Source organism: Microbacterium sp. SL62, assembly GCF_026672635.1.
GTDB classification, from domain to species: Bacteria; Actinomycetota; Actinomycetes; order Actinomycetales; family Microbacteriaceae; genus Microbacterium; species Microbacterium testaceum_A.
Genome location: NZ_JAPPRM010000001.1, coordinates 1 through 25311, shown reverse-complemented (window position 1 = coordinate 25311; position 25311 = coordinate 1). Strand labels below are relative to the sequence as shown.

General features: G+C 67.6%; 17 protein-coding genes and 3 rRNA genes. 13 read left to right on the top strand and 7 right to left on the bottom strand.

Going from position 1 to position 25311, the window contains the following annotated elements:
• Positions 1-23: 23 nt before the first annotated feature.
• Positions 24-1550: a CitMHS family transporter gene (locus tag OVA26_RS00100; RefSeq protein WP_268102404.1), complete on the bottom strand. Its 1527-nt coding sequence runs from the start codon at positions 1548-1550 to the stop codon at positions 24-26.
• A 168-nt stretch (positions 1551-1718) separates the two neighbouring features.
• On the opposite strand from OVA26_RS00100, the gene OVA26_RS00095 reads away from it, so the two are divergent.
• Positions 1719-3350 (top strand): sensor histidine kinase, encoded by a 1632-nt coding sequence (locus tag OVA26_RS00095; RefSeq protein ID WP_268102402.1) that lies wholly within the window; start codon positions 1719-1721, stop codon positions 3348-3350.
• Positions 3347-3997 carry a response regulator gene (locus tag OVA26_RS00090; RefSeq protein WP_268102401.1) on the top strand — a complete coding sequence of 217 codons (651 nt, stop codon included), beginning with the start codon at positions 3347-3349 and terminating at the stop codon, positions 3995-3997. The genes OVA26_RS00095 and OVA26_RS00090 overlap by 4 nt, the downstream gene beginning before the upstream one ends.
• A 3-nt stretch (positions 3998-4000) precedes the next feature.
• On the opposite strand, the gene OVA26_RS00085 is transcribed toward OVA26_RS00090, so the two are convergent.
• The gene (locus OVA26_RS00085) at positions 4001-5287 is read right to left on the bottom strand and encodes an alpha-amylase family glycosyl hydrolase (RefSeq protein ID WP_268102400.1); all 1287 of its coding nucleotides are present in this window, start codon (positions 5285-5287) and stop codon (positions 4001-4003) included.
• A gap of 323 nt (positions 5288-5610) precedes the next feature.
• Positions 5611-6633 carry a LacI family DNA-binding transcriptional regulator gene (locus OVA26_RS00080; protein ID WP_268102399.1) on the bottom strand — a complete coding sequence of 341 codons (1023 nt, stop codon included), beginning with the start codon at positions 6631-6633 and terminating at the stop codon, positions 5611-5613.
• A gap of 181 nt (positions 6634-6814) precedes the next feature.
• On the opposite strand from OVA26_RS00080, the gene OVA26_RS00075 reads away from it, so the two are divergent.
• From OVA26_RS00075 to OVA26_RS00055, 5 genes are read left to right on the top strand one after another with little or no spacing between them, the layout of a single operon-like run.
• Entirely contained in the window at positions 6815-8167 is a 1353-nt protein-coding gene (locus tag OVA26_RS00075) for an ABC transporter substrate-binding protein (protein ID WP_268102398.1), read from the top strand.
• On the top strand, positions 8167-9138 hold the full coding sequence (locus tag OVA26_RS00070) for a carbohydrate ABC transporter permease (protein ID WP_268102397.1): 972 nt from the start codon (positions 8167-8169) through the stop codon (positions 9136-9138). The genes OVA26_RS00075 and OVA26_RS00070 overlap by 1 nt, the downstream gene beginning before the upstream one ends.
• Positions 9135-9959: a carbohydrate ABC transporter permease gene (locus OVA26_RS00065; RefSeq protein WP_268102396.1), complete on the top strand. Its 825-nt coding sequence runs from the start codon at positions 9135-9137 to the stop codon at positions 9957-9959. The genes OVA26_RS00070 and OVA26_RS00065 overlap by 4 nt, the downstream gene beginning before the upstream one ends.
• Positions 9960-9988: 29 nt before the next feature.
• Positions 9989-10945, top strand: a complete 957-nt coding sequence (locus OVA26_RS00060; RefSeq protein ID WP_268102395.1) for a glycoside hydrolase family 68 protein — start codon at positions 9989-9991, stop codon at positions 10943-10945.
• The gene (locus OVA26_RS00055) at positions 10942-12102 is read left to right on the top strand and encodes a serine hydrolase domain-containing protein (protein WP_268102394.1); all 1161 of its coding nucleotides are present in this window, start codon (positions 10942-10944) and stop codon (positions 12100-12102) included. Before OVA26_RS00060 ends, OVA26_RS00055 begins: the two co-directional genes overlap by 4 nt.
• Before the next feature lie 9 nt (positions 12103-12111).
• On the opposite strand, the gene OVA26_RS00050 is transcribed toward OVA26_RS00055, so the two are convergent.
• The 4 genes from OVA26_RS00050 to OVA26_RS00035 are packed head-to-tail and all read right to left on the bottom strand — an operon-like array spanning position 12112 to position 16203.
• Entirely contained in the window at positions 12112-12924 is an 813-nt protein-coding gene (locus OVA26_RS00050) for a glycosyltransferase family 2 protein (protein ID WP_268102393.1), read from the bottom strand.
• Entirely contained in the window at positions 12921-13925 is a 1005-nt protein-coding gene (locus OVA26_RS00045) for a hypothetical protein (protein ID WP_268102392.1), read from the bottom strand. Before OVA26_RS00045 ends, OVA26_RS00050 begins: the two co-directional genes overlap by 4 nt.
• The gene (locus OVA26_RS00040) at positions 13922-15058 is read right to left on the bottom strand and encodes a glycosyltransferase (RefSeq protein WP_268102391.1); all 1137 of its coding nucleotides are present in this window, start codon (positions 15056-15058) and stop codon (positions 13922-13924) included. The genes OVA26_RS00045 and OVA26_RS00040 overlap by 4 nt, the downstream gene beginning before the upstream one ends.
• The gene (locus OVA26_RS00035; RefSeq protein WP_268102390.1) at positions 15055-16203 is read right to left on the bottom strand and encodes a glycosyltransferase; all 1149 of its coding nucleotides are present in this window, start codon (positions 16201-16203) and stop codon (positions 15055-15057) included. The genes OVA26_RS00040 and OVA26_RS00035 overlap by 4 nt, the downstream gene beginning before the upstream one ends.
• A gap of 31 nt (positions 16204-16234) precedes the next feature.
• On the opposite strand from OVA26_RS00035, the gene OVA26_RS00030 reads away from it, so the two are divergent.
• The 6 genes from OVA26_RS00030 to rrf all read left to right on the top strand — a co-directional run.
• The gene (locus OVA26_RS00030) at positions 16235-17203 is read left to right on the top strand and encodes a WcbI family polysaccharide biosynthesis putative acetyltransferase (RefSeq protein ID WP_268104835.1); all 969 of its coding nucleotides are present in this window, start codon (positions 16235-16237) and stop codon (positions 17201-17203) included.
• Positions 17200-18195, top strand: coding sequence for a hypothetical protein (locus tag OVA26_RS00025; RefSeq protein ID WP_268102389.1), 996 nt, complete (start codon positions 17200-17202; stop codon positions 18193-18195). The genes OVA26_RS00030 and OVA26_RS00025 overlap by 4 nt, the downstream gene beginning before the upstream one ends.
• Positions 18192-19505, top strand: a complete 1314-nt coding sequence (locus OVA26_RS00020; RefSeq protein WP_268102388.1) for a glycosyltransferase family 2 protein — start codon at positions 18192-18194, stop codon at positions 19503-19505. Before OVA26_RS00025 ends, OVA26_RS00020 begins: the two co-directional genes overlap by 4 nt.
• A gap of 543 nt (positions 19506-20048) precedes the next feature.
• A 16S ribosomal RNA gene (locus OVA26_RS00015) occupies positions 20049-21569 on the top strand.
• A 414-nt stretch (positions 21570-21983) separates the two neighbouring features.
• A 23S ribosomal RNA gene (locus OVA26_RS00010) occupies positions 21984-25096 on the top strand.
• Between the two features lie 100 nt (positions 25097-25196).
• Positions 25197-25311 (top strand): 5S ribosomal RNA (gene rrf, locus OVA26_RS00005); the annotation flags it as partial.

The window sequence follows — 25311 nt, the reverse complement described above, 5'->3', positions numbered from 1 at the left end:
CCGGGGTCCTTCTGCGTTCGGTGTCAGCCCAGCAGCGGCACCGCGCCCACGAGCACGCCTACCGCGAGCATGACGAGCGAGACGACGGTCGCGCGCCACAGCACCTTCTTGTGGTGGTCGCCGAGGTTGACACCGGCGAGCGAGACCAGCAGCAGGATCGCGGGGACCAGCGGGCTCTGCAGGTGCACCGGCTGGCCGGTGATCGAGGCGCGGGCCATCTCGACCGGGGCGATGCCGTAGTTCGCGGCGCTCTCGGCGAGCACCGGGAGGATGCCGAAGTAGAACGCGTCGTTCGACATGAAGAACGTGAACGGAATCGACAGTACGCCCGTGATGACGGCGAGGAACGGCCCCATCGACGAGGGGATGACCTGGGTGATCCAGTCGGCCATGGCGGTGACCATGCCCGTGCCGTTGAGCACGCCGACCAGCACACCGGCCGCGAGCACCATCGACACGACCCCGACGATGCTGGGCGCGTGGGCGACGATCTCGTCAGCCTGCGAGCGCAGCTTCGGGAAGTTGACCACGAGCGCGATCGCGGCGCCGACCATGAACACGAAGGCCAGCGGGAACAGATCCATCACCAGCAGCACCATGACCGCCACGGTCAGCGCGAGGTTGAACCAGATGAGCTTGGGCCGCAGCGTCGCACGGTTGGGGTCGAGCATCGTGTCGGCCATCGCCGTGTCGGCGGCCTCGACGAGCTGCGGGGCGGCGACGGCTCCCTGTCCACCGCGGACGGTGACGATGTTGCCGGTGCGCAGCGACGCGAGGGCGCCGGGCTTGTGCTCGGCTCCGCGGAAGATCTTCGGGGCGCCGAGGCGACCGAAGCCTCCGGTGCCGTCGATCTTGGCGGTGTCGATCGAGCCGGCCAGGCGCTTGCGCTCCGACAGACCGAGGAACCAGGCGAAGGCGAGCGAGACGACCAGGCCCGCGAGCAGCGAGGGGATCATCGGCACGAAGACGTCGGTGGGCTGGAGCCCCAGGGCGGTGGCGGCGCGAACGGTCGGGCCACCCCACGGCACGATGTTCAGCGTGCCGTTCATGAGGCCCGCGACGCAGGTGAGCACGACGGGGCTCATACCCAGGCGCAGGTAGAGCGGCAGCATCGCCGAGGTGGTGATGATGAAGGTGGTCGAGCCGTCGCCGTCGAGCGAGACCGCGCCCGCGAGGATCGCCGTACCGAGCACGATCTTGGCCGGGTCGTTCCCGAGGAAGCGCGTGATCACACGGATCAGCGGGTCGAACAGCCCGACGTCGATCATGATGCCGAAGTACATGATGGCGAACAGCAGCAGCGCCGCCGTGGGGGCCATCTTGCCGATCGCGTCGATCACCATGTCGCCCAGGCCGAAGCCGGCGCCCGCGATGAGGCCGAACACGGTGGGCACGATGATGAGGGCGACCATCGGGGTCATTCGTCGCGTCATGATCAGCGCCATGAACGACAGGACCATGAGGAAGCCGAGGGCGACGAGCACACCGTCGGCGGGCGTGTAGGCCACCGCGTACTCTTCGGCTTCGGCCGCAAGGATCAGGGGGGTCATCGCGACTCCTTCGTCGTGGATGCCGGCACGGGGCGCGCCGTCGATTCGGTGACACTACGGATGCGGGGTGCTCGGCCGCGCGCTTGCTCGCATTGCGGGGCCTTATGCGCGTACCGTGTGTTCTGCGCATTTCGCGCACGATGAGGTCGCGGAGCGGAGGAGGTGCACATGAGGTTCGCCACGCGCATGCTTCTCGTGCAGATCGCCACCCAGCTCGTGGTCGTGGCCGTCTGCACCGCCGTCTTCGCGTGGCTCGGCGTGCAGCAGCTCAAGGCCGAGGCGGATTCCTCGGCCCTCAACATCGCCCGCTCCGTGGCCGAAGCGCCCGAGGTGCGCGAGCGCGTGGCGCAATACTCGGCCGATCCCGGCACTCCGGATGCCGCGGGCCTCCGCGGCGGCGAGCTTCAGCAGTACGCGGCCGACGTGACCGCCCGCACACAGGGCCTGTTCGTCGTGATCACCGACGACCACGGCATCCGTCTCGCGCACCCCGATCCGGACCGGTTGGGCGAGGTCGTCAGCACGAGCTTCGCCGACGCGCTCGCCGGGCGCGAAGTCGTGACGTGGGAGACGGGGACGCTGGGCGAATCGGCCCGTGCGAAGGTGCCGGTCTATCCGCCCGGCGGGGGAGCGCCCGTGGGTGAGGTGAGCGTCGGTTTCGAGCGCGCGAGCGTGTTCGACGACCTCCCGGCCCTCATCGGTGGGATCGCGGTCGCCGTGGCGCTCGCCGTGGCGATCGGGGCCGTGGTCGCCCTGCTGATGCGCCGCCGACTCGAGCGACTGACCCTCGGCGTCCAGCCCGAAGAGCTGGTGTCGCTCGTGCAGACGCAGACCGCCGTTCTCGAGAGCGCCGACGAGGGAGTGCTCGCCCTCGACGACGCGGGTGTCGTGCGGGTGTGCACGCCCTCCGCCGAGCGGCTCCTCGGGATCACGGATGCCGTGGGCCACCGCCTCGACGAGCTGGGCCTCCCGACGGCCGTCGTCGGCGCTCTGTCGGGATCGGGTTCATCGAGCGGCCTCCCGCTGGGTGATCGCGTGGTCTTCCTCGACGTGCGTCCGGTGCGACGCGGAACGCGCACGCTCGGCCGGGTGGCGACGCTGCGTGACCGCACCGACGTCATCGCCCTGTCCGGCCGTCTCGACAGCGTCCGCGCCATGGGCGATGCCCTGCGGGTGCAGCGCCACGAGAACGCCAACCGCCTGCACGCCGCGGTGGGTCTTCTCGACGCCGGCCGCACCGACGAAGCGCGAGCGTTTCTCGCCGACCTCGTCGACCGCGGGTCGGTGGACTGGGCCGTGCCCGGCATCGAACTCGTCGGCGACCCCATGCTGCAGTCGTTCCTCGGCGCCAAGGCGCTGTCGGCGCGTGAGCGCGGCGTCGCCCTGCGCGTGGCCGACGACACGTTCTCGACCGCCTCGATCGACGACGTCGAAGACGTGGTCGCCGTGCTCGGCAACCTCATCGACAATGCCGTGACGGCCGCGGCGTCCGCTCCCGAACCCCGCGGGGTCGAGGTGAGCGTGCTCGACGACGCCGACGCGGTCGTGCTGACGGTGGCCGACACGGGTCCCGGCATCGCCGACGTCGAGGCGATCTTCGCGCCGCGCGAGCGCGGAGATGATCCGGATGCCGTGCACGGACTCGGCATCGGACTCCCGCTCTCGCGCGAGTTCGCCCGGCGCCGGGGCGGCGAGGTGTGGGTGGTCGACGCGGGCGGCGGTGACCACGGCGCGGTGGTGGCGGCGCGACTGCCGGGCGTGCGAGGCGGGACGAGCGAGCGAGAGGGAACGAGCGAGTGAACGGCATCCGGGTTCTGGTCGTCGACGACGACTTCCGCGTGGCGGGACTGCACCGCGACGCGGTGGCGGCGCGGCCGGGCTTCGTCGCGCTCGAGCCCGCGCGCACGGTGGGTGAGGCGCGCGCCGCGGTCGCCGCGCACGCGCCCGACCTCGTGCTGGCCGACGTGTACCTGCCCGACGGTGACGGCATCGAGCTCGTGCGCTCGCTCGACGTCGACGCGTTCGTGCTGTCGGCGGCGACGGATGCCGCGACCGTGCGCCGCGCGTTCTCGGCCGGCGCGCTGGCCTATCTCGTCAAGCCGTTCGATACGCGGGTGCTCGCCGAGCGCCTCGACCGCTTCGCCCGATACCGCAATCTGCTGTCGAGTTCGCGCCCGCTGTCGCAGGACGACATCGACCGAGCGGCCGCGGCGATGCGGGGCGAGCGCGACGGACCCTCGCTCGCGCGCTCGGCGACCGAGCAGACCGTCCTCGCCGCCCTCGGCGCCGACGAGGCGTCGGCGACCGAGGTGGCCGAGCGCATCGGGGTGTCGCGTGCCACGGCGCAGCGCCACCTCACCGCTCTCGCCGAGCGCGGGCTCGTGCAAGTGAGCCTGCGGTACGGGTCGACCGGTCGCCCGGAGCACCGCTTTCGCGCCGGCGCCTGACGCTCAGCCCTCCAGCACCGCCCACCCGCGCGGGCCGAGCTCGACCCGCCCGTCGGCGAGGGTGCCGTCACCGGTGGCGATCGTGCGCGCGTCGGCGGCCGGCACCGACGTCGGCTCGTCGCCGATGTTCAGCGCGACCACCACCGCGTCGTCTCCCACGGCGGTACGCAGCACGATCGCGGCGTTGGCCACCTCGACCACGTCGGTGTGCGCCCGCCACAGCCACGGCTTGCGGCGGCGCAGCGCGATGAGCGCCCGGTGCGCTTCGAGGATCCGCTCGTCCACCTCGCCGGCCTCCGCGGCGGATGCCGGGAACTCCGGCCGCACCGCGTCGTCGCCGCCCTCGCGCTCTTCCTTCACCCCGGTCCACCCGAACTCGTCGCCGGCGTAGACCGACGGGGTCCCCGCGACGGTGAAGAGCACGGCGAGGGCGTGCGGCACGAGGTCGGGTCCGATGGCCGAGGCGATGCGGGTGACGTCGTGGTTGCCGACGAAGGTCTGCGGGGCGAAGGTCGCGAGCAGTTCGTCGTGCCGCTCGATCGCGTGGCTCAGCTCGAAGAGGTTGCCGTCGGCGATGCCGTGCCAGATGCCCTGCCACAGCTCGTACTGCGTCAGCGAGTCCATCGTCGAGGCGCGCACGATCGCGGGTCCGTCCCCGTGGATGACCTCGCCGACGAACCACGCCTCCGGGAACCTCTCGCGCACGCGCGGCAGCACCTCGGCCCAGAACTCGGTCGGCACCGCGTACGCGGCATCCAGCCTCCACCCGTCGATCCCGCGCTCGAGCCAGTGGCACATGACGTCGACCAAGAGGTCGGCGACCGCTGGCGACGAGTGGTCGAGGGCGACGAGCGCGCCGTGCCCCTCGAACACCCCGGCCTCGAAGGTTCCGTCGACCCAGCGGCCGCGGAACAACTGCGGTCCGTCCTCCGACGCGTCGCGGAAGGCGGGGTGCGCCCGCCCGACGTGGTTGAACACCCCGTCGAGCAGCACCCGGATGCCGCGCTCCCGCGCCCCCGCGAGCAGGCGGTCGAAACCTCCGTCGTCGCCGAGGCGCGGGTCGATGCGCAGGTGGTCGACGGTGTCGTAGCCGTGGGTCTCCGACGCGAACACCGGCCCGAGCAGCAGCCCGTTCAGGCCGAGCTCGATGACGTGGTCGAGCCAGGGCTCGAGGCGGTCGAGGCGGTGTTCGATCTCGGCATCCGGCCCCTCGCCGTCGCGGATCGGTGCGCCGACGAAGCCGAGCGGGTAGACGTGCCACCACATGACGTGTTCGGGCCACCCAGCCATGGGGCCTCCACCTGTCCGGGGATCGGACCGGACCCCTCGACGCTATCCGTCCGCGCGATTCGCGCCGCGGGGGTTGTCCTGTCGCTCCGGATGCCGTGGCTCACGCCCGCGCACGATCCTCGGGCAGCGCGAAGACGGGCAGGTCGAGGGCGTTCTCGCGCGCCGCCTCGACGGCGGCGGCGACCGCGCCGATCGAGACGATGTCGGCGCCGAGGCCCGAGGCGACGACCTCGGGGGCGGGGAGGTCGAGGGCCCGCGGCAGGGCGGCGATCGCGGCGTCGATGATGGGGCCCGCGCCCGCGACTTCGGGCTCGCCGCGCGGATCACCTCGGTTGGATCGACTCCCGAACCACCACCGGCATGTCCACGAGGTGACGACCGACGGGGGGACCGCCCGGCGTGAGCAGCAGCTCGACCGCACGGCGCCCCATCTCCTCGTGTGGCAAGCCGATGGTCGTGAGGCCCGGGCGGAGGTAGGCGGCGAGCTCGTCATTGTCGAACGACACGAGCGAGACGTCCTCGGGGACGCGGAGTCCCGCATCGCCGAGAGCCTGGAGTGCGCCGAAAGCGAGCCGGTCGTTCAGGCACACGATCGCCCGAGGGCGCATTCCGTCGTTGAGCAGGCGCGCGGTGAACTCGTAACCAGGGGCGGGCTCCCACAGCCAGATCGACTCTTCGTGCAGAAAGCTCGCTCCGGCGTCGGACATCGCCGCTGAGATTCCCCGAACGCGCGCAGCGACGGTGTCGGAGCGGAAGAGGTCGCGTTCTGCGTCCGCGTCGTACCCGAGAAGGAGGATGCCGTCGCGGATGCCCGCCTCCACCAGGAGTTCGATCGCGCGGCGTCCACCGGTCTCCTCGTCCGGCAGGACGCTGCATCCGTGCAGTTCATTGGTCGCGTTGAGCATGACCGTGCGCAGCCCCGTCGGCAGGGGCGGGACGAACGTCTCTCGAGCGCGCATCGAGGCGAAGATGATCCCGTCGACTTGACGATCCAACAGGGCCGAGACCGCTTCGGCCTCTCGCTCGGGCTCTCCGCCGGTCTCCGCCACGAGCACCACCTGCCCGGCTGCCTCGGCGGCACCCAGCGCGCCCTTGATCAGGCCGCTCGCGAAGCGCGTCGTGGCGACGAGGTCGGAGACGAATCCCACGGTGTGCGACGTGTCGGTCCGAAGGGCCCGTGCCGCCATGTTGGGTCGGTATCCCAGCTCCGCCGCAGCGGCGTGGACGCGCTCGTGCGCGTCCTTCGACAGGCGGGTGTCGGGCCGACCGTTCAGGATCATCGAGGCCGCGGCCGGGGAGAGCCCGGCGAGGCGGGCGACGTCAGCCAGCGTGACCCTCTTGCCCATCGATGCTCCCCGTTCTGCGGCGCCGGTGCCGCGGTAACGATCTTCGCAGTGATCTTGACAGCGTCACGGACGTCTGCGTAAATGATGCTGCTAAATCCTTTCAGCAAAGGGTAGCGCACCAGAAAGTCCGACGCCGGAACCACCCGAGCGCCGGCTACGCAGCATTGACGAAGGAGTCGACATGAACCCCCGTTCCCCGCGCCGTCGCAGAGGGGCATCCCTGGCGCTGCTGACCATCGCGGGTCTGACCGGCGCCGCGCTGACCGGATGCGCACCCGGCAGCTCCGCTCCCGCCGCACAGACCGATGCCCAGGTGAGTACAGAACTCACCAGCGACCCCGTTCAGCTCACGATCGCCGATGAGACGGGATTCCCGGTCACCGACAAGCTGACCGAGGAATTCACCAAGCAGCACCCCAATGTGACGTTCACGATCAACCGCGACACGTTCCAGAACCTCACCGCGAACGCGCCGAAGCTGCTCGCCAGCTCCACCCCGCCCGACCTCATCCGCCTCCCCACCCTGGGCGACACGGTGCGTGACGGCCTCGTGGCCAACCTCGACCCGTACTTCGACGCGTACGGCTGGAGCACCTGGCCGGCGTCCCAGCTCGCGCCGCTGCGCATGAGCGCGGACGGCGTACGCGGATCCGGCTCGCTGTACCAGCTCGGCCTCGGTTACAGCATCACCGGCATCTACATGAACACGACCCTCGCGGACCAGTTGGGCATCGACTCCCCGCCGCAGACCCTCGCTGAGCTCGAAGACGACATGGCGAAGGCGAAGGCCGGGGGAGTCCTGCCGATCATGGCCGGCGACAAGGACGGCGTCGTCAACTTCGTGGTGCAGGCCGCGATGAACCAGTACGTCGACAAGGACCAGTTCTTGTCGTGGATGTTCAATGAGCCCGGCGCGCGTTACGACGAATCCGGCAACGTGCAGGGTGCCGAGCTCGTGCGCAAGTGGGCGGATGCCGGTTACTTCCCCTCCGACATCAACGCGATCGACTATTTCACCTTCACCAGCCGCTTCTCGGCGGGCGAGGGGCTGTTCACGTTCAACGGCAACTGGGAGGCGGCGAACTACCAGAAAGCCCTCGGGTCCAATGTCGAGTTCTTCCTCGTCCCGCCGGCGGAAAAGGGCGCCGACCACGTCGCGATGGGTGCGGCGAACTCGTTCTCGGTCGCGGCGAAGTCCCCGCACATCAACGAGATCGTGTACTTCCTCAACTGGGTGCACACCGACCCCACTGCGCGTCAGATCATCGTCGACGTCACGGGCGCCTCTCCCGGCGGCGACCCGGCCCAGGAGCTGCCGAAGGTCGAGTCCGGCTCGCTCATCGAGAACGCGCTGAAGATGTCGGCGCAGATCGGTGCCGAGAACGGACAGGTCGACTTCATGGCCAACACCACGGCGGGCATCTACGCCGGCTCGATCATCCCCGAGTCGCAGCTGCTCGTGACCAGCCAGATCACCGGCCAGGACTTCGTCGACCGGGTGCAGAAGTTCTACGAGAGCGAGGTCGGCAAGTAATGACCGATCGTGCGGTCGCCGTCGCGGCGGCCCCCCGAACCGCCGACGCCGATGCGGCGACGACGACCGCACCCCCTCGCCGGGCCGCCGCACGCGCGGTGGCCCGGCGGGCGGCCCTCGTCGGGTGGCTCCTGCTGATTCCTGCCCTGGGCTTCTACGTCGCGTTCGTGGTGTGGCCCCTCATCCAAGGCGTGCAGTACTCGTTCTACGACTGGAACGGCATCGGCGTCGCCCGCTGGGTCGGCGTCGACAACTACCTCACCGTCTTCACCGACCCCGACCTGCTCGGCGCCATCCGCAACGCCTTCATCCTGATCGCCTTCTTCACCTTCATCCCGGTGGGGCTGGGTCTCGTGCTGTCGACCCTGATCCGCGGCATCCGGAACAAAGCCTTCGCGGCCACCGCCCAGACGGTTCTGTTCCTGCCGCAGATCATCCCCCTCGCCGCCGCCGGCATCGCCTGGTCGTGGATGTACGCCCAGACCGGCGCGGTCAATCAGATCCTCGGGTGGCTCGGCCTCGGCTGGATCACCCGCCCGTGGCTCGCCGACTACGGCACGGCCCTGCCGGCGGTGGGACTCATCGGTTCGTGGGTGCTCACGGGCCTGTGCACCGTGCTGTTGCTGACCGGTCTCGGCAAGATCGACGTGTCGCTGTACGAGGCGATCCGCCTCGACGGCGCGGGCTGGTGGCGAGAGTTCTTCACCATCACCCTGCCCGGGCTCCGTCAGGAGATCGCGGTGCTGGTCACCGTCACGGTGATCGCCGCCCTGTCGAGCTTCGACATCATCTACACCTCCACCCAGGGCGGACCCGGGCGCGCGACGCTCGTGCCGGGTCTGTCGATCTTCCGCATCGGGTTCACCCAGAGCGACGTGGGCCTGGCCTCGGCCTTCGGCATCGTGCTGATGGTGCTGGTGCTGGTGGTCGTGCTCCCCATCCAACGCCTCTCGAGAGCGAGCGACTCGTGATCGCCAGCCGCACCGAGCGCCTGCTCGGCATCGTCCTTCTCAGCGTCGCCGCGATCGTGACGCTGCTGCCCCTGATCAGCATGTTCTCCGCCGCCCTGCAGCCGGCCGAACGCAATCCCACCGGTCTGACCTGGCCCACCGATCCGCAGTGGGGCAACTTCGCCACCGCGTTCGAGACGGGTCACGTCTGGCAGCTCATGGGCTCGAGCCTGGTCATCGTGCTGGGTGTCGTGCCGGCGAGCCTCATCGCGGCCACCCTCGCCGGCTTCGCGCTGGGGTCGCTGCAGGTGCGCTTCGGCCGCGGCATCCTGGTCTTCTTCGTCCTGGGCCTCACGATCCCGTTCGAGGCGCTGATCATCCCGCTGTACTACCAGGCGCAGTCGATGGGCACCGTGAACACCCCGTGGGCCGTGATCTTCCCGCTGATCGGGCTGTACATGCCGTTCGGCGTCTTCTGGATGCGCGCGCACTTCATCAACGTGCCGCGCGAGCTCTCCGAGGCCGCGCGGGTCGACGGCGCCTCGATCTGGCGCGAGTTCCGCAGCATCCAGCTGCCGCTGGCCGCTCCCGCCCTCTCGGCGCTGGCCATCCTGCTGTTCATCTGGACGTGGAACCAGTTCCTGTTGCCTGTCGTGCTCATCGCCGACCCGCTGCAGCGCACCGTGGCGGGCGCGCTGACGTTCTTCCAGGGTCAGTACTCCCTGAGTATTCCCCTGCTCAACGCCGGCGCACTCATCATCATCACCCCGGCGGTGCTGCTGTTCCTCGTCTTCCAGCGGCAGTTCATCCGCGCGCTCGTGCAGGGCGCCGTCAAGGGCTGATCGCCCCTCCTCCTCTCGAAACGGATCTCATGACGTTCACGCTGCCCGACCACTGGGTCTGGGATTTCTGGCTCGCCCGCGACGGCGACACCCACCACATGATGTTCCTGCAGGCACCGATGAGCCTCGGTGACCCCGACCTGCGTCACCGAAACGCCAGCGTCGGCTACGCCACGAGCGATGACCTGCGTTCGTGGACCGTGCACGGAACGGTGCTCGAGCCCTCGGGCGGCGATGCTCCGGATGCCACGGCCACCTGGACCGGGAGCATCGTGGGGGCGAATGCCGACTGGCGCATGTTCTACACGGGCTCGCGATTCCTCCGCGACGGCGAGATCACCAACGTCGAGACGGTGCTCGCCGCGGCCTCGACCGACCTCGCTACGTGGGTCAAGGATCCCGAGGTCGTGGTGGCTGCCGATCCTCGCTGGTACGAGACCCTCGACGCGGGAACCTGGCACGAAGAGGCGTGGCGCGACCCGTGGGTGTTCGCCGATCCCGACGGCGACGGGTGGCACATGCTCGTGACCGCCCGCTCCCGCGAGGGCCGCGAGCGTGATCGGGGGGTCATCGGCCACGCGTGGTCCGCTGACCTGCACCACTGGGAGGTCCGTCCCCCGCGGAGCGCCCCCGGTGCGGGTTTCGCGCACCTCGAGGTGCCGCAGGTCGTGCAGATCGCGGGCCGGTGGGCGCTGGTGTTCTCGTGCGACGCCGCGCACCTGGCGGGGGAGCGCGAGGGGCAGCCCGGCGGGATCTGGGCCGTCGCGCTCGATGATCCGCGCGGGCCGTATCCGGTCGAGCGCGCACGTCTCGTCGCCGACGAGCGCCTGTACAGCGGCCGTGTCGCCGCTGACGCCGAGGGCCGAGCCGTGATGCTCGCGTTCGAGAACGTCACGACCGACGGGGTCTTCGTCGGAACCCTCTCCGATCCGCTGCCGCTGCGGTGGGACGACGATCGCCTCGTCGTGGCGGAGGCGGGACGATGACCGCGGTGCAGGGGACCGTCTCGACCGGTTTCGAAGTGGTCGGTGAGGCCTTCGCCGCGGCGTTCGAGGGGCTGCCCGAGATGGGCGGGGCTCTCGCGGTGCGGGTCGACGGACGCGCGGTGGTCGACCTCTGGGGTGGAACCGCCGACAGTCGCGACGGCCGGCCCTGGGAGCGCGATACCCCGACGGTGGTCTTCTCGTGCACGAAGGGGCTCATGTCGATCCTGGCGGCGCGGCTCGTCGAGACCGGCCTGCTCGATCTGGACCGCCCTCTCGCCGACATCTGGCCCGCGTTCGCCGCGCACGGCAAAGGCCGGGTGAGCGTCGGCGACGTCTTGGCGCACCGGGCCGGGGTCTCCGCTCCGCGCGTCGACGTCACGCGCGAGCAGCTGCTCGATTTCGCGGCGATGGCGCAGATCGTCGCCGACCAGGAGCCCCTTTGGTCGCCGGGTGACGGGTGGGCCTATCACGCGCTCACCCACGGGTGGCTGTCGGGCGAAATCGTGCGGCGCGCGGGCGGTGTCGCGCCCGGCGACGCGTTCGCGGCGATGGCCAAGGCCGTGGGCGGCGGGGCGTGGCTCGGGATGCCGGCCGAGGTCGCGGCATCCGCCGCTCATCTGCGCGTCGGTCCGACGCTCGACGCCCTCGTGGCCCGGCAGGCGGCCGAACGCGATCCGGCGACGATGGACTGGCTGGACCGCGCGATGACCCTCGGCGGAGCGTTGCCGGCGACGCTCGTCACCGCCGATGACGGCTTCAACGCCGACGACGTGCGCGAAGCCGTCATCCCCGGTGCGGGGGCGGTCGCGACTGCGCGCGCGCTGGCGGCGATGTGGTCGGCCACGGTGGCCGAGACCGATGGCGTCCGTCTGCTCCAGGACGACACCCTCGAGGTCGTCACGCGCGAACGCACGGCGGGTGCACCGGTCTTCGCGGCGCCCGCGCCGTGGCCGCGCTGGGCCGCCGGGTTCCAGCTCGATTCCGAGGCCCGCCGCTACCTCGGCCCCTCGAGCTTCGGCCACGACGGCGCCGGAGGCCAGGTTGCCTTCGCCGACCTCGATTCCCGGGTCGGATTCGCGTTCGTCACCAACTGGATGGAGGCCGATGACCCGCGCGCGACGCGGATCGTGGATGCGTTGCGGAGCGTGGTGGGCTGAGCCGACCGCTCAGCGCACCCGCACCCAGCCGTCGCCGCGCCGCTCGATCGCCCCGGCCGCCGCGAACGCGTCGAGCCACCCGCCCATCGGCCACGAACCCCACCGTTCGTGGAAGGTCGCCCCGTTGCGCAGGATGTCGTCGAGGTGCCGCCAGGGCGGAGAAGACACCGGATGCCACTGGTGGAAGGCGTCCGCACCCCCCACCCAGCGCATCTCGACGTCGGCTTCGCGCGCGGTCCAGGCGAGGTCGGTGTCTTCGGCGCCGTATCCCTCGTAGCCGGGGTGGAAGCCGCCGATGCGGTTCCAGGTCGGGGCGGTGACAGCGAACGACAGCGACCAGAACAGGTCGTATTCGTCGCGCGACGCGGCGCGGGTCCCACCCGCGGGAAGGGCGGGGCGGGCGCGGTGCGGTCGGACGAGGAAGGGCAGATCGGATGCCGTTTCCGGGCGCTGCACGCTCGAGAGGTACGTCACCGCTCCGCAGAGCACGGCGTCGGGGTGCGCCAGCGCGGCTGCCCGGTAGGCGGGGAGCAGCCCCGCGCCGGGAAGGCAGTCGACGTCGAGGAAAACCAGCAGTTCCGCTCCCGCTCCGAGGGCGGCGGCAGCGGCGCGGTTCCGCCCCTCGCCCACGCGCAGACCGTGCGGCCCCGGCGGCACATGGAGCGTGAGGGTCTCAGCATCCGGGGCGTCCTCAGGGGGCGTCTCGTCGAGCCACGCCTCGACGCGCACGATCTCGCCGGCGACCTCCGCGAGGATGCGGCGCTGCCGCTCGAGGTGCTCTCGGCGTGCGGCCGAGGCGACCGTGATGACGGCGGTCCTCACGGGAGGATCGCCTCGACCGCCGCAGCCATGCGGCGCGCGCCGCCTGCGACTTGCCACCGCGACCAGTCCGGCTCGTCCCGGGCGGCTCGTTCGACGAGGTCGACGAGGTCGGCGGGGGAGATTCCCGCCGCCGCCCGCCGAGCGAGACCCCAGCGTTCGAGGGCCTCGGCCGTGTGGTGCTGCTCGTCGAAGGGGCGCTCCTGCGAGATCACGACGGTGCGGGCGCCGGATGCCGCGAGATCGGCGACGCTGTTCTGCCCCGCGGCGCTGACCACGACCGTGCTGCGGGTCAGGAGCGGCCACGGATCGTCGATGCGCGACGCGGCGTCGTGACCGACGGCGGTGACCTCCCATCCGCGATCGCGCAGGAGCGAGACGACCTCGTGACGGGCGTCGTCGTCAAGCATCCGGCCGAGCAGCAGCACGCTCCGCTCGTCGCGCGGGCCGTCGACGTCGCGCCCGTCGAAGCGCGAGATCCCGCCCGTCCACATGACGCGGTCGGAGTGCTCCGACAGTGCCGGGGTCGCCACGGCCCCGTGCGCCCACGGAGCGACGATGCGATCGGCGAGGGAGTAGGAGAGGGCGTGCGGGGCATCGGTGCGCGCGCCCGGCTGGGTCACGGCGATCGTGCGCAGCCCCAGGAGGCGCGCGAACGCGACCACCTCGGCGCTGACGTCGACGACGAACGCCCGCAGATCCCGCGCGGCGGCAGCGGTGGCGATGGCCGCCAGGCGGGCGCGGTGCCCGGGGTGTTCGTGCGGGGCCCAGTGCAGGGCGCCCCGCGCGGTTGGCTCTGCGTCACGCGGGTCGACGGTGGTGCCGTCCGCGGATTCGAAGGGATCGGCGTCCGGGGGCAGATCGATCCATTCGATGTCGGCGGGCAGCCCCGCGGGCCGCGGCATCGACGAGAACGCCACGACCGGCTCCCGCAGGTGCGGCGCCACGGCGAGGAACCGCGAGAGGTGGCCGAAGCCGTGGTGGTGGATGTACCAGCCGATCACCACGACACCGCCGGCATCCGGCGGGCGGGAACCGGCTGCGCGCTGTGGGCGAGAACGCGTTCGACCTCGCGGTATCGCTGAACGAGCGAGTGCTGGCGGATGGTCGCGCGCCGCGTCCACACGCGGGTGAGGGGGTCGCGCGCACCCGTCTCGGCCAGCTGCGTGGCGGCCTTGGCGAGAGCGACGACGTCTCCGGGCATGACCGTGGTGGTTCCCGGGATCCCGGCCACCACCTCGGATACCCCGCCGATGTCGAACGCGGCGACGGGCGTTCCGGTGGCGAGGGCCTCGACGATGACGAGGCCGAACGGCTCCTCCCACATCGGGGTGACGAGAGCAACCGCCGACGATCCCACGAGGCGGCACAGGTCGGGCTGTCGCAGAGGGCCGACGTACCGCGCGTGCGCGCCGAGGCGCGGCACGATCTCCTGCTCGAAATAGTCCACGTCGCCGATACGGCCGGCCAGAACGATGTGCGCGCCCGCCTCGCGGGCGGCCTCGATGGCGAGGTGCGGGGCCTTCTCGGGCACGACGCGCCCCGACCACACCCACGATCGTCCGCCGTCGCCGCGGGTCCACTGTTCGGTGTCGACGCCGTTGGGGAAGACGAACGCGTCGACGCCCTCGACCGACCAGGCGCGGGCAGTGGCCTGGCTCACCGCGACGAAGCGGTGGGAGCTGTCGCGCACCTCCGCGGCCGCTTCGAGCAGCGGCTCGAGCGGAGGGGTGTGAAGGGTCGTGACGACGGGGATGTCGGCCTCGAGACTCCACCGGATGGGTGCCGGGTGCAGGCTGTGGTTGTCGACGACGTCGAAGAGGTGGCGGTCGGCGACCAAGCGGTCGCGCGCGGCGTCGAAGGCGGCGTCGACGGCGGCGGCGTACCCCGACGGGTAGTCGGTGTCCGAGGCATCCTCGGGGCGGGTCCACTCGGGCGTCGGCAGGCGGAACTCGTCCGTGTTGCCGAGGAAGTCCGAGCCGTCGGCGGCGCACAGGGTCACATCGTGACCGCGGGCCCGCAGCCAGCGCACGCGGTCCCAGACGGCCGCTTCGAGGCCGCCGGCGTGCGGCTGGCGAAGCGCGTAGCGCGAGGGGGCCACGACGAGAACGCGCAGGGGGCGTTGGTCGCGGATCATGCCGCGAGCTCCCGTGCGAGGACTCTGCGGTACACCTCGACGTGCGCGTGGCGCACGTGTTCGAGCTCGCGGAGCCGTTCGGTTCGTCGGCGCTCGATCTCGGCGGCGCGTCGGCGCGAGCCGGGCACCGACCAGGCGGGACTCGTGGCGTCGATGACGGCGCGCTCGAGCGAAAGCGGTTCGCCGAGGTCGAAGGTGTGGAAGTCGGTCGGGTGCTGAGCCGCCATGTGCCCCACGCGGGTCCCGACGACCGGCACGGCCAGGTCGTAGCAGAGCTCGGCCCAGCCCGACTGGGTGCCGTGGCGATAGGGGAGCAGGCACGCGTCGAGATCCGCGAGCCAGGCGGCGAGCTCGTCGTCGTCCTGCCGCGGCCCTCTCTCGATACGTACGCCGTCGCATCCCTCGGCGAGGAGGACGATGGATGCCGCGGCCTCCTCGTCGCGGACGCGCTCGTTCATGCGCACGACGCCTTCGATCCGCGCGCCCTGCGCCCGCAGGTCCGCGATCGCGCGCACGAGTGTCGCCGTTGTCGCGACGCCGTCGATGTTGGGCCGGAGGTCTCGCAGATGGACTCCGACGCGCACGGTGTCGTGGGCGGTGCCCACCGGTCGCTCCGCCTCCCCCAGCAGTGTGGGGTGGGCGACCACGGTGGCGGTGCGCCCGGTGATCGCGGCCACCTCGTCGGCAGCGGAAGCCGTCAAGGTGATCAGCTCGTCGGCGGCATGCGCCAGCACCGCGAGACCGGCCCGGTGGGCGTCCTGCGACGACAGCTGCGGATTCTCGAGGTCGTGCACCGTGTAGACCAGCGGCTTGCCCAGACGCTCGAGTGCGGCGACGGTGAGCGCGAGCTCGTCCGCGGTGTAGGACTCGATTCCGAAGTGGACGTGCACGAGGTCGAACTCCGCGGCGTGCGCTTCAAGCCATTCGGGGAGCAGGACCTGGGGCGGCCACCACTGACCGGCGGGTGCGCCGGGCGGGGGCGGGTCGGCGAGAAGCCGCACGCGGGCAGGGTCCGCGACGGCGGTGACGTACGGATGGGCCGAGGGAACGGCCGCGACCTGGACCGGGGGGACGGTGGTGGCGACGATCTTGTCCTCCTCGAAGCGTTGCGTGCGTAGGGATGCGCGTACCGCATCACCAGGCACATCGCAATGCAACGGGGCGGTTGTGACGACGATGGCACCGACGGATACGTTCCTCATCATGGGTGGCAAGAGAGCGGGGCTGAACAGCCTTGCGGACCACGGTGACGCGGTGATAGCGCGACGAGCGCACTATGCCGCCTTCTTCGGCGATGAGACACCGCCCGCGGGCTTCGGCATCGTCGTCGGCAATTGCCAGGCCGAGTCGCTGCGCCTCGTGGTCTCGTCCGATGCGCTGCCCGCGATCCGGGTGCCCGCCGTGCACGAGCTCGACGCCGCCGACACCGCTCGACTGCACGCGTTGCTCTCGAAGGCGGCGTTCCTGGTCGCCCAGCCCATTCGCGACGACTACCGCGGCCTGCCCCTGGGCACCGCGCAGTTGCGCGGGTCGCTTTCCGCCGGCGCGCGGTCGGTGACCGTTCCCGCCATCCGGTACGCGGGCCTGCATCCCTTCCAAGCCGTCCTGCGCCTTCCCGCGTTCCCCGAGGACCCGCCGCTGGTCGCCTATCACGACGTGCGCACCGTCGCCGAGGCAGCGGGGCTCTCCGTTCCCGCGATGCTTCCCCCGGCCGCCGTCCGCTCGATCGCCGACGCCTCCGCCGCCGAACTGCGGCGCCGCGAGGGGATGGGCCTCGACATCGTGGCATCCGACCTCTTCGTCCCCGTCGTCGCCGACCTGATGCGAACCGTCAATCATCCGGGCAACGCCGTCTTCCTGCCGCTCGGCGAGCGCATCGCCGCGGCTCTGGGAAACCCTGGCGGGGGTGCCGATCCCGGCCGCCCCATCCTCGCTTCGGTGCGTGCGCCGCTCGAATCCTGGGTCGTCGACGCGTGGGCGCTCGATGAGGCCCCTCGAGAGGACTGGATCGTCGCCGGCGAAACGCTCGCCGCGGCTGTCGTGCGCGAGGCGCACCTCGCCTACTACCGCGAACGGCCCGCCCTGCTCGCCGCCGTCGTCGAGCGCATGACACCGCTCCTGCGCACCTGGGCGGCCGCGGCGTGACCGCTCCGACACCGGGGATGGATGCCACCCCCGTGCTCCTCGCCCAGTCCGGGCCGCACGGGGTCGCCGTCTACGCCCGAGAGATCGCGGTCGAGGTGCAGCGCGAGAGCCCCGGGACTCGCGTCGTGACCCCCGACGCGATCGCCGAGCTCGTCCCCGGAACCCCCGTGCACGCTCACGTCACGGATCGCCTGTGGGGTGCCTCTCCCGAGGAGGCCACGGAGCGCGTCCGAGAGCTGGCGCGGCGCCACCCGCTCACCGTCACCCTCCACGACGTGCCCCAGTCCTCCGACGGACCGCGCAACCTCCCGCGTCGCCGGGCGTTCTACCGCGGGGTGACGGAGGCGGCCGTGGGCGTCGCCGTGAACAGCGCCCATGAGCGCAGCCTTCTCCGCGAAGAAGGAGTCTGGACCGGCCCCGTCGAGGTCGTTCCCCTGCCGGTGGAGTCCTCGCCGGTCGGAGAGCGCCCCGTTCCCGACGAGTCCGTCGGCGTGCTCGGCTACTTTTACCCCGGCAAGGGGCACGACGAGGCGCTCGCTGCCGCTGCAGAAGCGGGTGTGAAGAGGCTGACCGTGCTCGGTCGCGCCTCGGACGGACATGCCGACGACCTCTCCGCCTTCGTCGGGCGGGCCGCGGCAGCCGGGGTCGCTGTCGAGGTCACCGGTTGGCTCGACGAGGCCGACATGGCCTCCCGTGTCCGCCGCGTCGCCGTCCCCGTGATCGCGCACCGCCATGTCTCCGCTTCCGGCTCTCTCGCCTCGTGGATCGGCTGGGGGCGTCGCCCTCTCGCCGTGCGCAACCGGTACGTGGACGAGATGGCCGCTCTCCGCCCCGGCACGGTGAGCACGGTCGACGAGGCGGGCCTCGCCGACGCCATCGCGTTCGCGCGCGCCACCGGTGACAGCACGTGGCACGGCATCCATCCCGTGCCCTTCGGGCGAAGCGACGCCGCTCGCGCCTACCTGGACTGGTGGGGAGCCCTCACCGCATGAGCGACACCTGGAACGACCGGATGCCGTGGGTCCCCGGCAACCGCTGGGACCTGCTCGCTCACCGCGAGCCCGAGCCTCCGCGCGTGAGTGTGATCGTCACGCACTACGCCCAGCCGACCGAGCTGCAGCGCACCCTCATCGCGCTCGCTCGCCAGGACCACCCGGCTGACCGTCTCGAGGTCATCGTGGCCGACGACGGTTCGGCCGAGACGCCGGTCGTGCCCGCGGGGGTGCGTCTGGTCCGCCAGGAAGACCGCGGCTTCCGTGCCGCCGCGGCGCGGAACCTCGGAGCAGCGGCGGCATCCGGTGACGTGCTGTGTTTCCTCGATGCCGACACGACGCCGGAGCCGGATTACGTTCGCCGGCTCACGCGCCTGCCCGCGTTGCTCCTCGAGGCGGTGACCGTGGGGCGACGGCGTCACGCCGACCTGGCGGGAGCGAGCGTCGACGCGCCGATCGCCGCGCTCGGCCCGGTTCGCGAGTTGACCGAGCCGGCCTGGCTCCGCGACGCCTATGCCGCGAGTCGAAATCTGCTGGACGCCGACGACCGGTCGTACCGCCACGTCATCAGCGCGGTACTCGCGTGTTCCCGGGCCTTCTTCGAAGAGGTGGGCGGGTTCGACGAGACGTTCTCCACCTACGGCGGAGAAGACTGGGAGTGGGCGCACCGCGCGTGGCAGGCGGGGGGAGTGCTCGCTCACGTTCCGGATGCCGTGGCCTGGCACGACGGTCCCGATTGGGCCGGCCGCCCCGAGGAGCACGCCGCGCAGGGCAACAGGCAGACCCTCAGCCTGGCCGAGAAGATCCCGATCGAAGGGTCGCGGCCCCGTGGATTGCTGTCACGAGCCATCGACGTGGAAGTACATCTCCCCACGGGGATCCCCGCCGATGCCGCCTTCCTCTCCGTGGACTCCCTGCTCGCGGCCCTTCCTCATCTGCGCGTCGTGACGGATGCCGCCGACCAACCCCTGCTCGCGGCCGACCCGCGGGTGACCCCCGCGGGGGGTGTCGATCCCCGGGTGACGGTCGAACTCGAGCAGCCGATCGTGGTCCTGGATGCCGCCCCCTTCGCGAGGGCTCTCGCCCTGCTGTCGAGTGCCGAGGTCGGAGGAGTCGTGTTCGTCACCGGCGAGGGTGAGACCGTGGGCCGCGCGGCGAATCGACGGGCGCGTCGTCGCGCGAAGCGCTGGGGTACGGATGACGCGCTCGACACCGTGAGGGTTCGCGTGGAGGGCGCGCACATCGTCGGCGCGCGCCCGCACCTCGAAGCCTGGGTCGGCGCGTGGGGAGGGCCAGACAGGTATCTCTGACCCGCGTCGAGCCCTCGCGAACGAGCGCGACACGCCCGGGACGTGCCTGGATTCGACGGGTCGGTCGTTCCCGCGTAACTTATTACTTGTTCGCCCCACAGGGGAGAGCGGAGCGGCCAAAAGGCCCCGCGTCCTCTCAAGTAGCGAACCGCCCCCCAACACCAGCACTTGAGAGTTTCGACTCTTTGGTGTACAGTTGGGATCCTGCCAATCGGCACACCTCCTCACTGCAGCGAAGTCCTTTCTTGGTCTTTGCGAGACGTGATCGGCGTGTCGTCATGGTGGACATATTGAAGTGAACTGCCTCACGGGTAGGTCGAGAGATCGTTTCTGTGGGTGCGTCCGTTCCTTGAGAACTCAACAGCGTGCACTTGTCAAATGCCAATTTATTCCTCGTCGGTCTTCGGATCGCGAGAAATTCCTTTGGATCAAAGTCCAACCCTTTCGGGGGTTGGCGTGAAATTCGTCAGTAATGATGTTTTTCTTTGGTCAGTTTCAAACTCGCTGCGGCCCCGTTTTCCCGGTGGTTGTATGCATTTCTTTTTTACGGAGAGTTTGATCCTGGCTCAGGATGAACGCTGGCGGCGTGCTTAACACATGCAAGTCGAACGGTGAAGCCAAGCTTGCTTGGTGGATCAGTGGCGAACGGGTGAGTAACACGTGAGCAACCTGCCCTGGACTCTGGGATAAGCGCTGGAAACGGCGTCTAATACTGGATATGAGACGTGATCGCATGGTCGTGTTTGGAAAGATTTTTCGGTCTGGGATGGGCTCGCGGCCTATCAGCTTGTTGGTGAGGTAATGGCTCACCAAGGCGTCGACGGGTAGCCGGCCTGAGAGGGTGACCGGCCACACTGGGACTGAGACACGGCCCAGACTCCTACGGGAGGCAGCAGTGGGGAATATTGCACAATGGGCGAAAGCCTGATGCAGCAACGCCGCGTGAGGGATGACGGCCTTCGGGTTGTAAACCTCTTTTAGCAGGGAAGAAGCGAAAGTGACGGTACCTGCAGAAAAAGCGCCGGCTAACTACGTGCCAGCAGCCGCGGTAATACGTAGGGCGCAAGCGTTATCCGGAATTATTGGGCGTAAAGAGCTCGTAGGCGGTTTGTCGCGTCTGCTGTGAAATCCCGAGGCTCAACCTCGGGCCTGCAGTGGGTACGGGCAGACTAGAGTGCGGTAGGGGAGATTGGAATTCCTGGTGTAGCGGTGGAATGCGCAGATATCAGGAGGAACACCGATGGCGAAGGCAGATCTCTGGGCCGTAACTGACGCTGAGGAGCGAAAGGGTGGGGAGCAAACAGGCTTAGATACCCTGGTAGTCCACCCCGTAAACGTTGGGAACTAGTTGTGGGGACCATTCCACGGTTTCCGTGACGCAGCTAACGCATTAAGTTCCCCGCCTGGGGAGTACGGCCGCAAGGCTAAAACTCAAAGGAATTGACGGGGACCCGCACAAGCGGCGGAGCATGCGGATTAATTCGATGCAACGCGAAGAACCTTACCAAGGCTTGACATATACGAGAACGGGCCAGAAATGGTCAACTCTTTGGACACTCGTAAACAGGTGGTGCATGGTTGTCGTCAGCTCGTGTCGTGAGATGTTGGGTTAAGTCCCGCAACGAGCGCAACCCTCGTTCTATGTTGCCAGCACGTAATGGTGGGAACTCATGGGATACTGCCGGGGTCAACTCGGAGGAAGGTGGGGATGACGTCAAATCATCATGCCCCTTATGTCTTGGGCTTCACGCATGCTACAATGGCCGGTACAAAGGGCTGCAATACCGTGAGGTGGAGCGAATCCCAAAAGCCGGTCCCAGTTCGGATTGAGGTCTGCAACTCGACCTCATGAAGTCGGAGTCGCTAGTAATCGCAGATCAGCAACGCTGCGGTGAATACGTTCCCGGGTCTTGTACACACCGCCCGTCAAGTCATGAAAGTCGGTAACACCTGAAGCCGGTGGCCCAACCCTTGTGGAGGGAGCCGTCGAAGGTGGGATCGGTAATTAGGACTAAGTCGTAACAAGGTAGCCGTACCGGAAGGTGCGGCTGGATCACCTCCTTTCTAAGGAGCATCTGACGCCCTGTAATGGGGTTGTTCAGGCGCCGGATCAGACCGAATGTGTCTGCCGGTTAGCTCATGGGTGGAACATTTGACTTGGTGTCGGGGACGAGGTTCTCGGGTTTAGTACGTGGCTTGCCACTGGAACGATCTGGTTCGGAGTTGTCGATACATGCACGCTGTTGGGTCCTGAGGGGCCGGGCGCTGATCGCGTCAGTCGTATGGCTGGTGGTGGTTGGTGGCTGTTCCTCGAGGGCCTGCTTCGGTACCGGTGTTCCGGTGGCTGGGGTGGGTACCGCCCGTACTTTGAGAACTACACAGTGGACGCGAGCATCTTCGACATGAGCCTTTTGGTTTGTGTCGTGAAGATGATCTTAAAGATCATTAGTCAATTTTTTGACGATTCAACTCATGTGATTTCAAGTCTTTAAGAGCAAACGGTGGATGCCTTGGCATCTGGAGCCGAAGAAGGACGTAGCAATCTGCGATAAGCCTCGGGGAACTGATAAGCGAGTTTTGATCCGAGGGTGTCCGAATGGGGAAACCCCGCCAGGGCGCGTGCGTACCTGGTGACTCCCGCCTGAATATATAGGGCGGGTAGAGGGAACGTGGGGAAGTGAAACATCTCAGTACCCACAGGAAGAGAAAGCAAAAGCGATTCCGTAAGTAGTGGCGAGCGAAACCGGAAGAGGCTAAACCTAGCGTGTGTGATAGCCGGCAGGCGTTGCATGTTGGGGGTTGTGGGACTTTTCTGATTGTTCTGCCGAATGATCGACGTGACAAGAGGGTATAGACGAACGGTTTTGAATGGCCGGTCATAGAGGGTGCGAACCCCGTAGTCGAAATGCCTGTTCTTGGCGTGAAGAGTATCCCAAGTAGCACGGGGCCCGAGAAATCCCGTGTGAATCTGTCAGGACCACCTGATAAGCCTAAATACTCCCAGGTGACCGATAGCGGACAAGTACCGTGAGGGAAAGGTGAAAAGTACCCCGGGAGGGGAGTGAAATAGTACCTGAAACCGTTTGCTTACAAACCGTTGGAGCCTCCTTAGTAGGGGTGACAGCGTGCCTTTTGAAGAATGAGCCTGCGAGTTAGCGATACGTGGCGAGGTTAACCCGAGTGGGGTAGCCGTAGCGAAAGCGAGTCTGAATAGGGCGATTCAGTCGCGTGTCCTAGACCCGAAGCGAAGTGATCTATCCATGGCCAGGTTGAAGCGACGGTAAGACGTCGTGGAGGACCGAACCCACTTAGGTTGAAAACTGAGGGGATGAGCTGTGGATAGGGGTGAAAGGCCAATCAAACTTCGTGATAGCTGGTTCTCTCCGAAATGCATTTAGGTGCAGCGTTGCGTGTTTCTTGCCGGAGGTAGAGCTACTGGATGGCCGATGGGCCCTACAAGGTTACTGACGTCAGCCAAACTCCGAATGCCGGTAAGTGAGAGCGCAGCAGTGAGACTGTGGGGGATAAGCTTCATAGTCGAGAGGGAAACAACCCAGACCACCAACTAAGGTCCCTAAGCGCGTGCTAAGTGGGAAAGGATGTGGAGTTGCTTTGACAACCAGGAGGTTGGCTTAGAAGCAGCCACCCTTGAAAGAGTGCGTAATAGCTCACTGGTCAAGTGATTCCGCGCCGACAATGTAACGGGGCTCAAGCACGCCACCGAAGTTGTGGCATTGACATTTTTGGTAGGCCTTCGTGGTCCAGCCGTGTTGATGGGTAGGAGAGCGTCGTGTGGCGAGTGAAGCGGCGGGGTGACCCAGCCGTGGACGCTACACGAGTGAGAATGCAGGCATGAGTAGCGAAAGACGTGTGAGAAACACGTCCTCCGAAAGACCAAGGGTTCCAGGGTCAAGCTAATCTTCCCTGGGTAAGTCGGGACCTAAGGCGAGGCCGACAGGCGTAGTCGATGGACAACGGGTTGATATTCCCGTACCGGCGAAGAACCGCCCAAGCTAATCCAGTGGTGCTAAGAGTCCTAGCTCGGAATGTTGTTGATCCCTTCGGGGTGAGACGCGTCCGTGTGAACGCTCGACCCCATGCTGGTGCGGCTAGCGTATTAACAGGTGTGACGCAGGAAGGTAGCCCAAGCCAGGCGATGGTAGTCCTGGTGCAAGTGCGTAGGCCGAGTGATAGGCAAATCCGTCACTCATACAGGCTGAGACACGATGCGGATAAAAAGTGGGTGATCCTATGCTGCCGAGAAAAGCATCGACGCGAGGTTCTAGCCGCCCGTACCCCAAACCGACTCAGGTGGTCAGGTAGAGAATACCAAGGAGATCGAGAGAATCGTGGTTAAGGAACTCGGCAAAATGCCCCCGTAACTTCGGTAGAAGGGGGGGCCATCCACTTATTAGGACTTGCTCCGAAAGGGTGTGGTGGCCGCAGAGACTAGTGGGTAGCGACTGTTTACTAAAAACACAGGTCCGTGCCAAGTCGCAAGACGATGTATACGGACTGACGCCTGCCCGGTGCTGGAAGGTTAAGAGGACCGGTTAGCCGCAAGGCGAAGCTGAGAATTTAAGCCCCAGTAAACGGCGGTGGTAACTATAACCATCCTAAGGTAGCGAAATTCCTTGTCGGGTAAGTTCCGACCTGCACGAATGGCGTAACGACTTCCCAACTGTCTCAACCGCGAACTCGGCGAAATTGCATTACGAGTAAAGATGCTCGTTACGCGCAGCAGGACGGAAAGACCCCGTGACCTTTACTACAGCTTGGTATTGGTGTTCGGTGTGGCTTGTGTAGGATAGGTGGGAGACGGTGAAGCATTCACGCCAGTGAGTGTGGAGTCATTGTTGAAATACCACTCTGGTCACTCTGGATATCTAACTTAGGACCGTGATCCGGTTCAGGGACAGTGCCTGGTGGGTAGTTTAACTGGGGCGGTTGCCTCCCAAAATGTAACGGAGGCGCCCAAAGGTTCCCTCAACCTGGTTGGCAATCAGGTGGCGAGTGTAAGTGCACAAGGGAGCTTGACTGTGAGACTGACAGGTCGAGCAGGGACGAAAGTCGGGACTAGTGATCCGGCAGTGGCTTGTGGAAGCGCTGTCGCTCAACGGATAAAAGGTACCTCGGGGATAACAGGCTGATCTTGCCCAAGAGTCCATATCGACGGCATGGTTTGGCACCTCGATGTCGGCTCGTCGCATCCTGGGGCTGGAGTAGGTCCCAAGGGTTGGGCTGTTCGCCCATTAAAGCGGTACGCGAGCTGGGTTTAGAACGTCGTGAGACAGTTCGGTCCCTATCCGCTGCGCGCGTAGGAAGTTTGAGAGGATCTGACCCTAGTACGAGAGGACCGGGTTGGACGAACCTCTGGTGTGTCAGTTGTTCCGCCAGGAGCACCGCTGATTAGCTACGTTCGGGATGGATAACCGCTGAAAGCATCTAAGCGGGAAGCCGGCCTCAAGATGAGACTTCCATACCATTTATGGTGAGAGGCTCCCAGCCAGACTACTGGGTTGATAGGCCGGATGTGGAAGCGTAGTAATACGTGAAGCTGACCGGTACTAATAAGCCGATGACTTGATAACACACCTGTTTTTGGTGCTTGCGTCCACTGGTGGTTCTCGATGTACGGTCGGGAACTCAACAATGATCATGTCGTTGTTGGTTTTGAAACATCAATAGTGTTTCGGCGGCCATAGCGAGAGGGAAACGCCCGGTTACATTCCGAACCCCGAAGCTAAGCCTCTCAGCCCCGATGGTACTGCAAGGGGGACCCTGTGGGAGAGTAGGACACCGCCGG

Coding starts and splice junctions, on each gene's coding strand:
- OVA26_RS00070 (WP_268102397.1), top strand. CDS start 8,167: ATGACCGATCGTGCGGTCGCCGTCGCGGCGGCCCCCCGAACCGCCGAC.
- OVA26_RS00055 (WP_268102394.1), top strand. CDS start 10,942: ATGACCGCGGTGCAGGGGACCGTCTCGACCGGTTTCGAAGTGGTCGGT.
- OVA26_RS00060 (WP_268102395.1), top strand. CDS start 9,989: ATGACGTTCACGCTGCCCGACCACTGGGTCTGGGATTTCTGGCTCGCC.
- OVA26_RS00100 (WP_268102404.1), bottom strand. CDS start 1,550: ATGACCCCCCTGATCCTTGCGGCCGAAGCCGAAGAGTACGCGGTGGCC.
- OVA26_RS00085 (WP_268102400.1), bottom strand. CDS start 5,287: ATGGCTGGGTGGCCCGAACACGTCATGTGGTGGCACGTCTACCCGCTC.
- OVA26_RS00080 (WP_268102399.1), bottom strand. CDS start 6,633: ATGGGCAAGAGGGTCACGCTGGCTGACGTCGCCCGCCTCGCCGGGCTC.
- OVA26_RS00030 (WP_268104835.1), top strand. CDS start 16,235: ATGGCACCGACGGATACGTTCCTCATCATGGGTGGCAAGAGAGCGGGG.
- OVA26_RS00095 (WP_268102402.1), top strand. CDS start 1,719: ATGAGGTTCGCCACGCGCATGCTTCTCGTGCAGATCGCCACCCAGCTC.
- OVA26_RS00040 (WP_268102391.1), bottom strand. CDS start 15,058: ATGATCCGCGACCAACGCCCCCTGCGCGTTCTCGTCGTGGCCCCCTCG.
- OVA26_RS00020 (WP_268102388.1), top strand. CDS start 18,192: ATGAGCGACACCTGGAACGACCGGATGCCGTGGGTCCCCGGCAACCGC.
- OVA26_RS00075 (WP_268102398.1), top strand. CDS start 6,815: ATGAACCCCCGTTCCCCGCGCCGTCGCAGAGGGGCATCCCTGGCGCTG.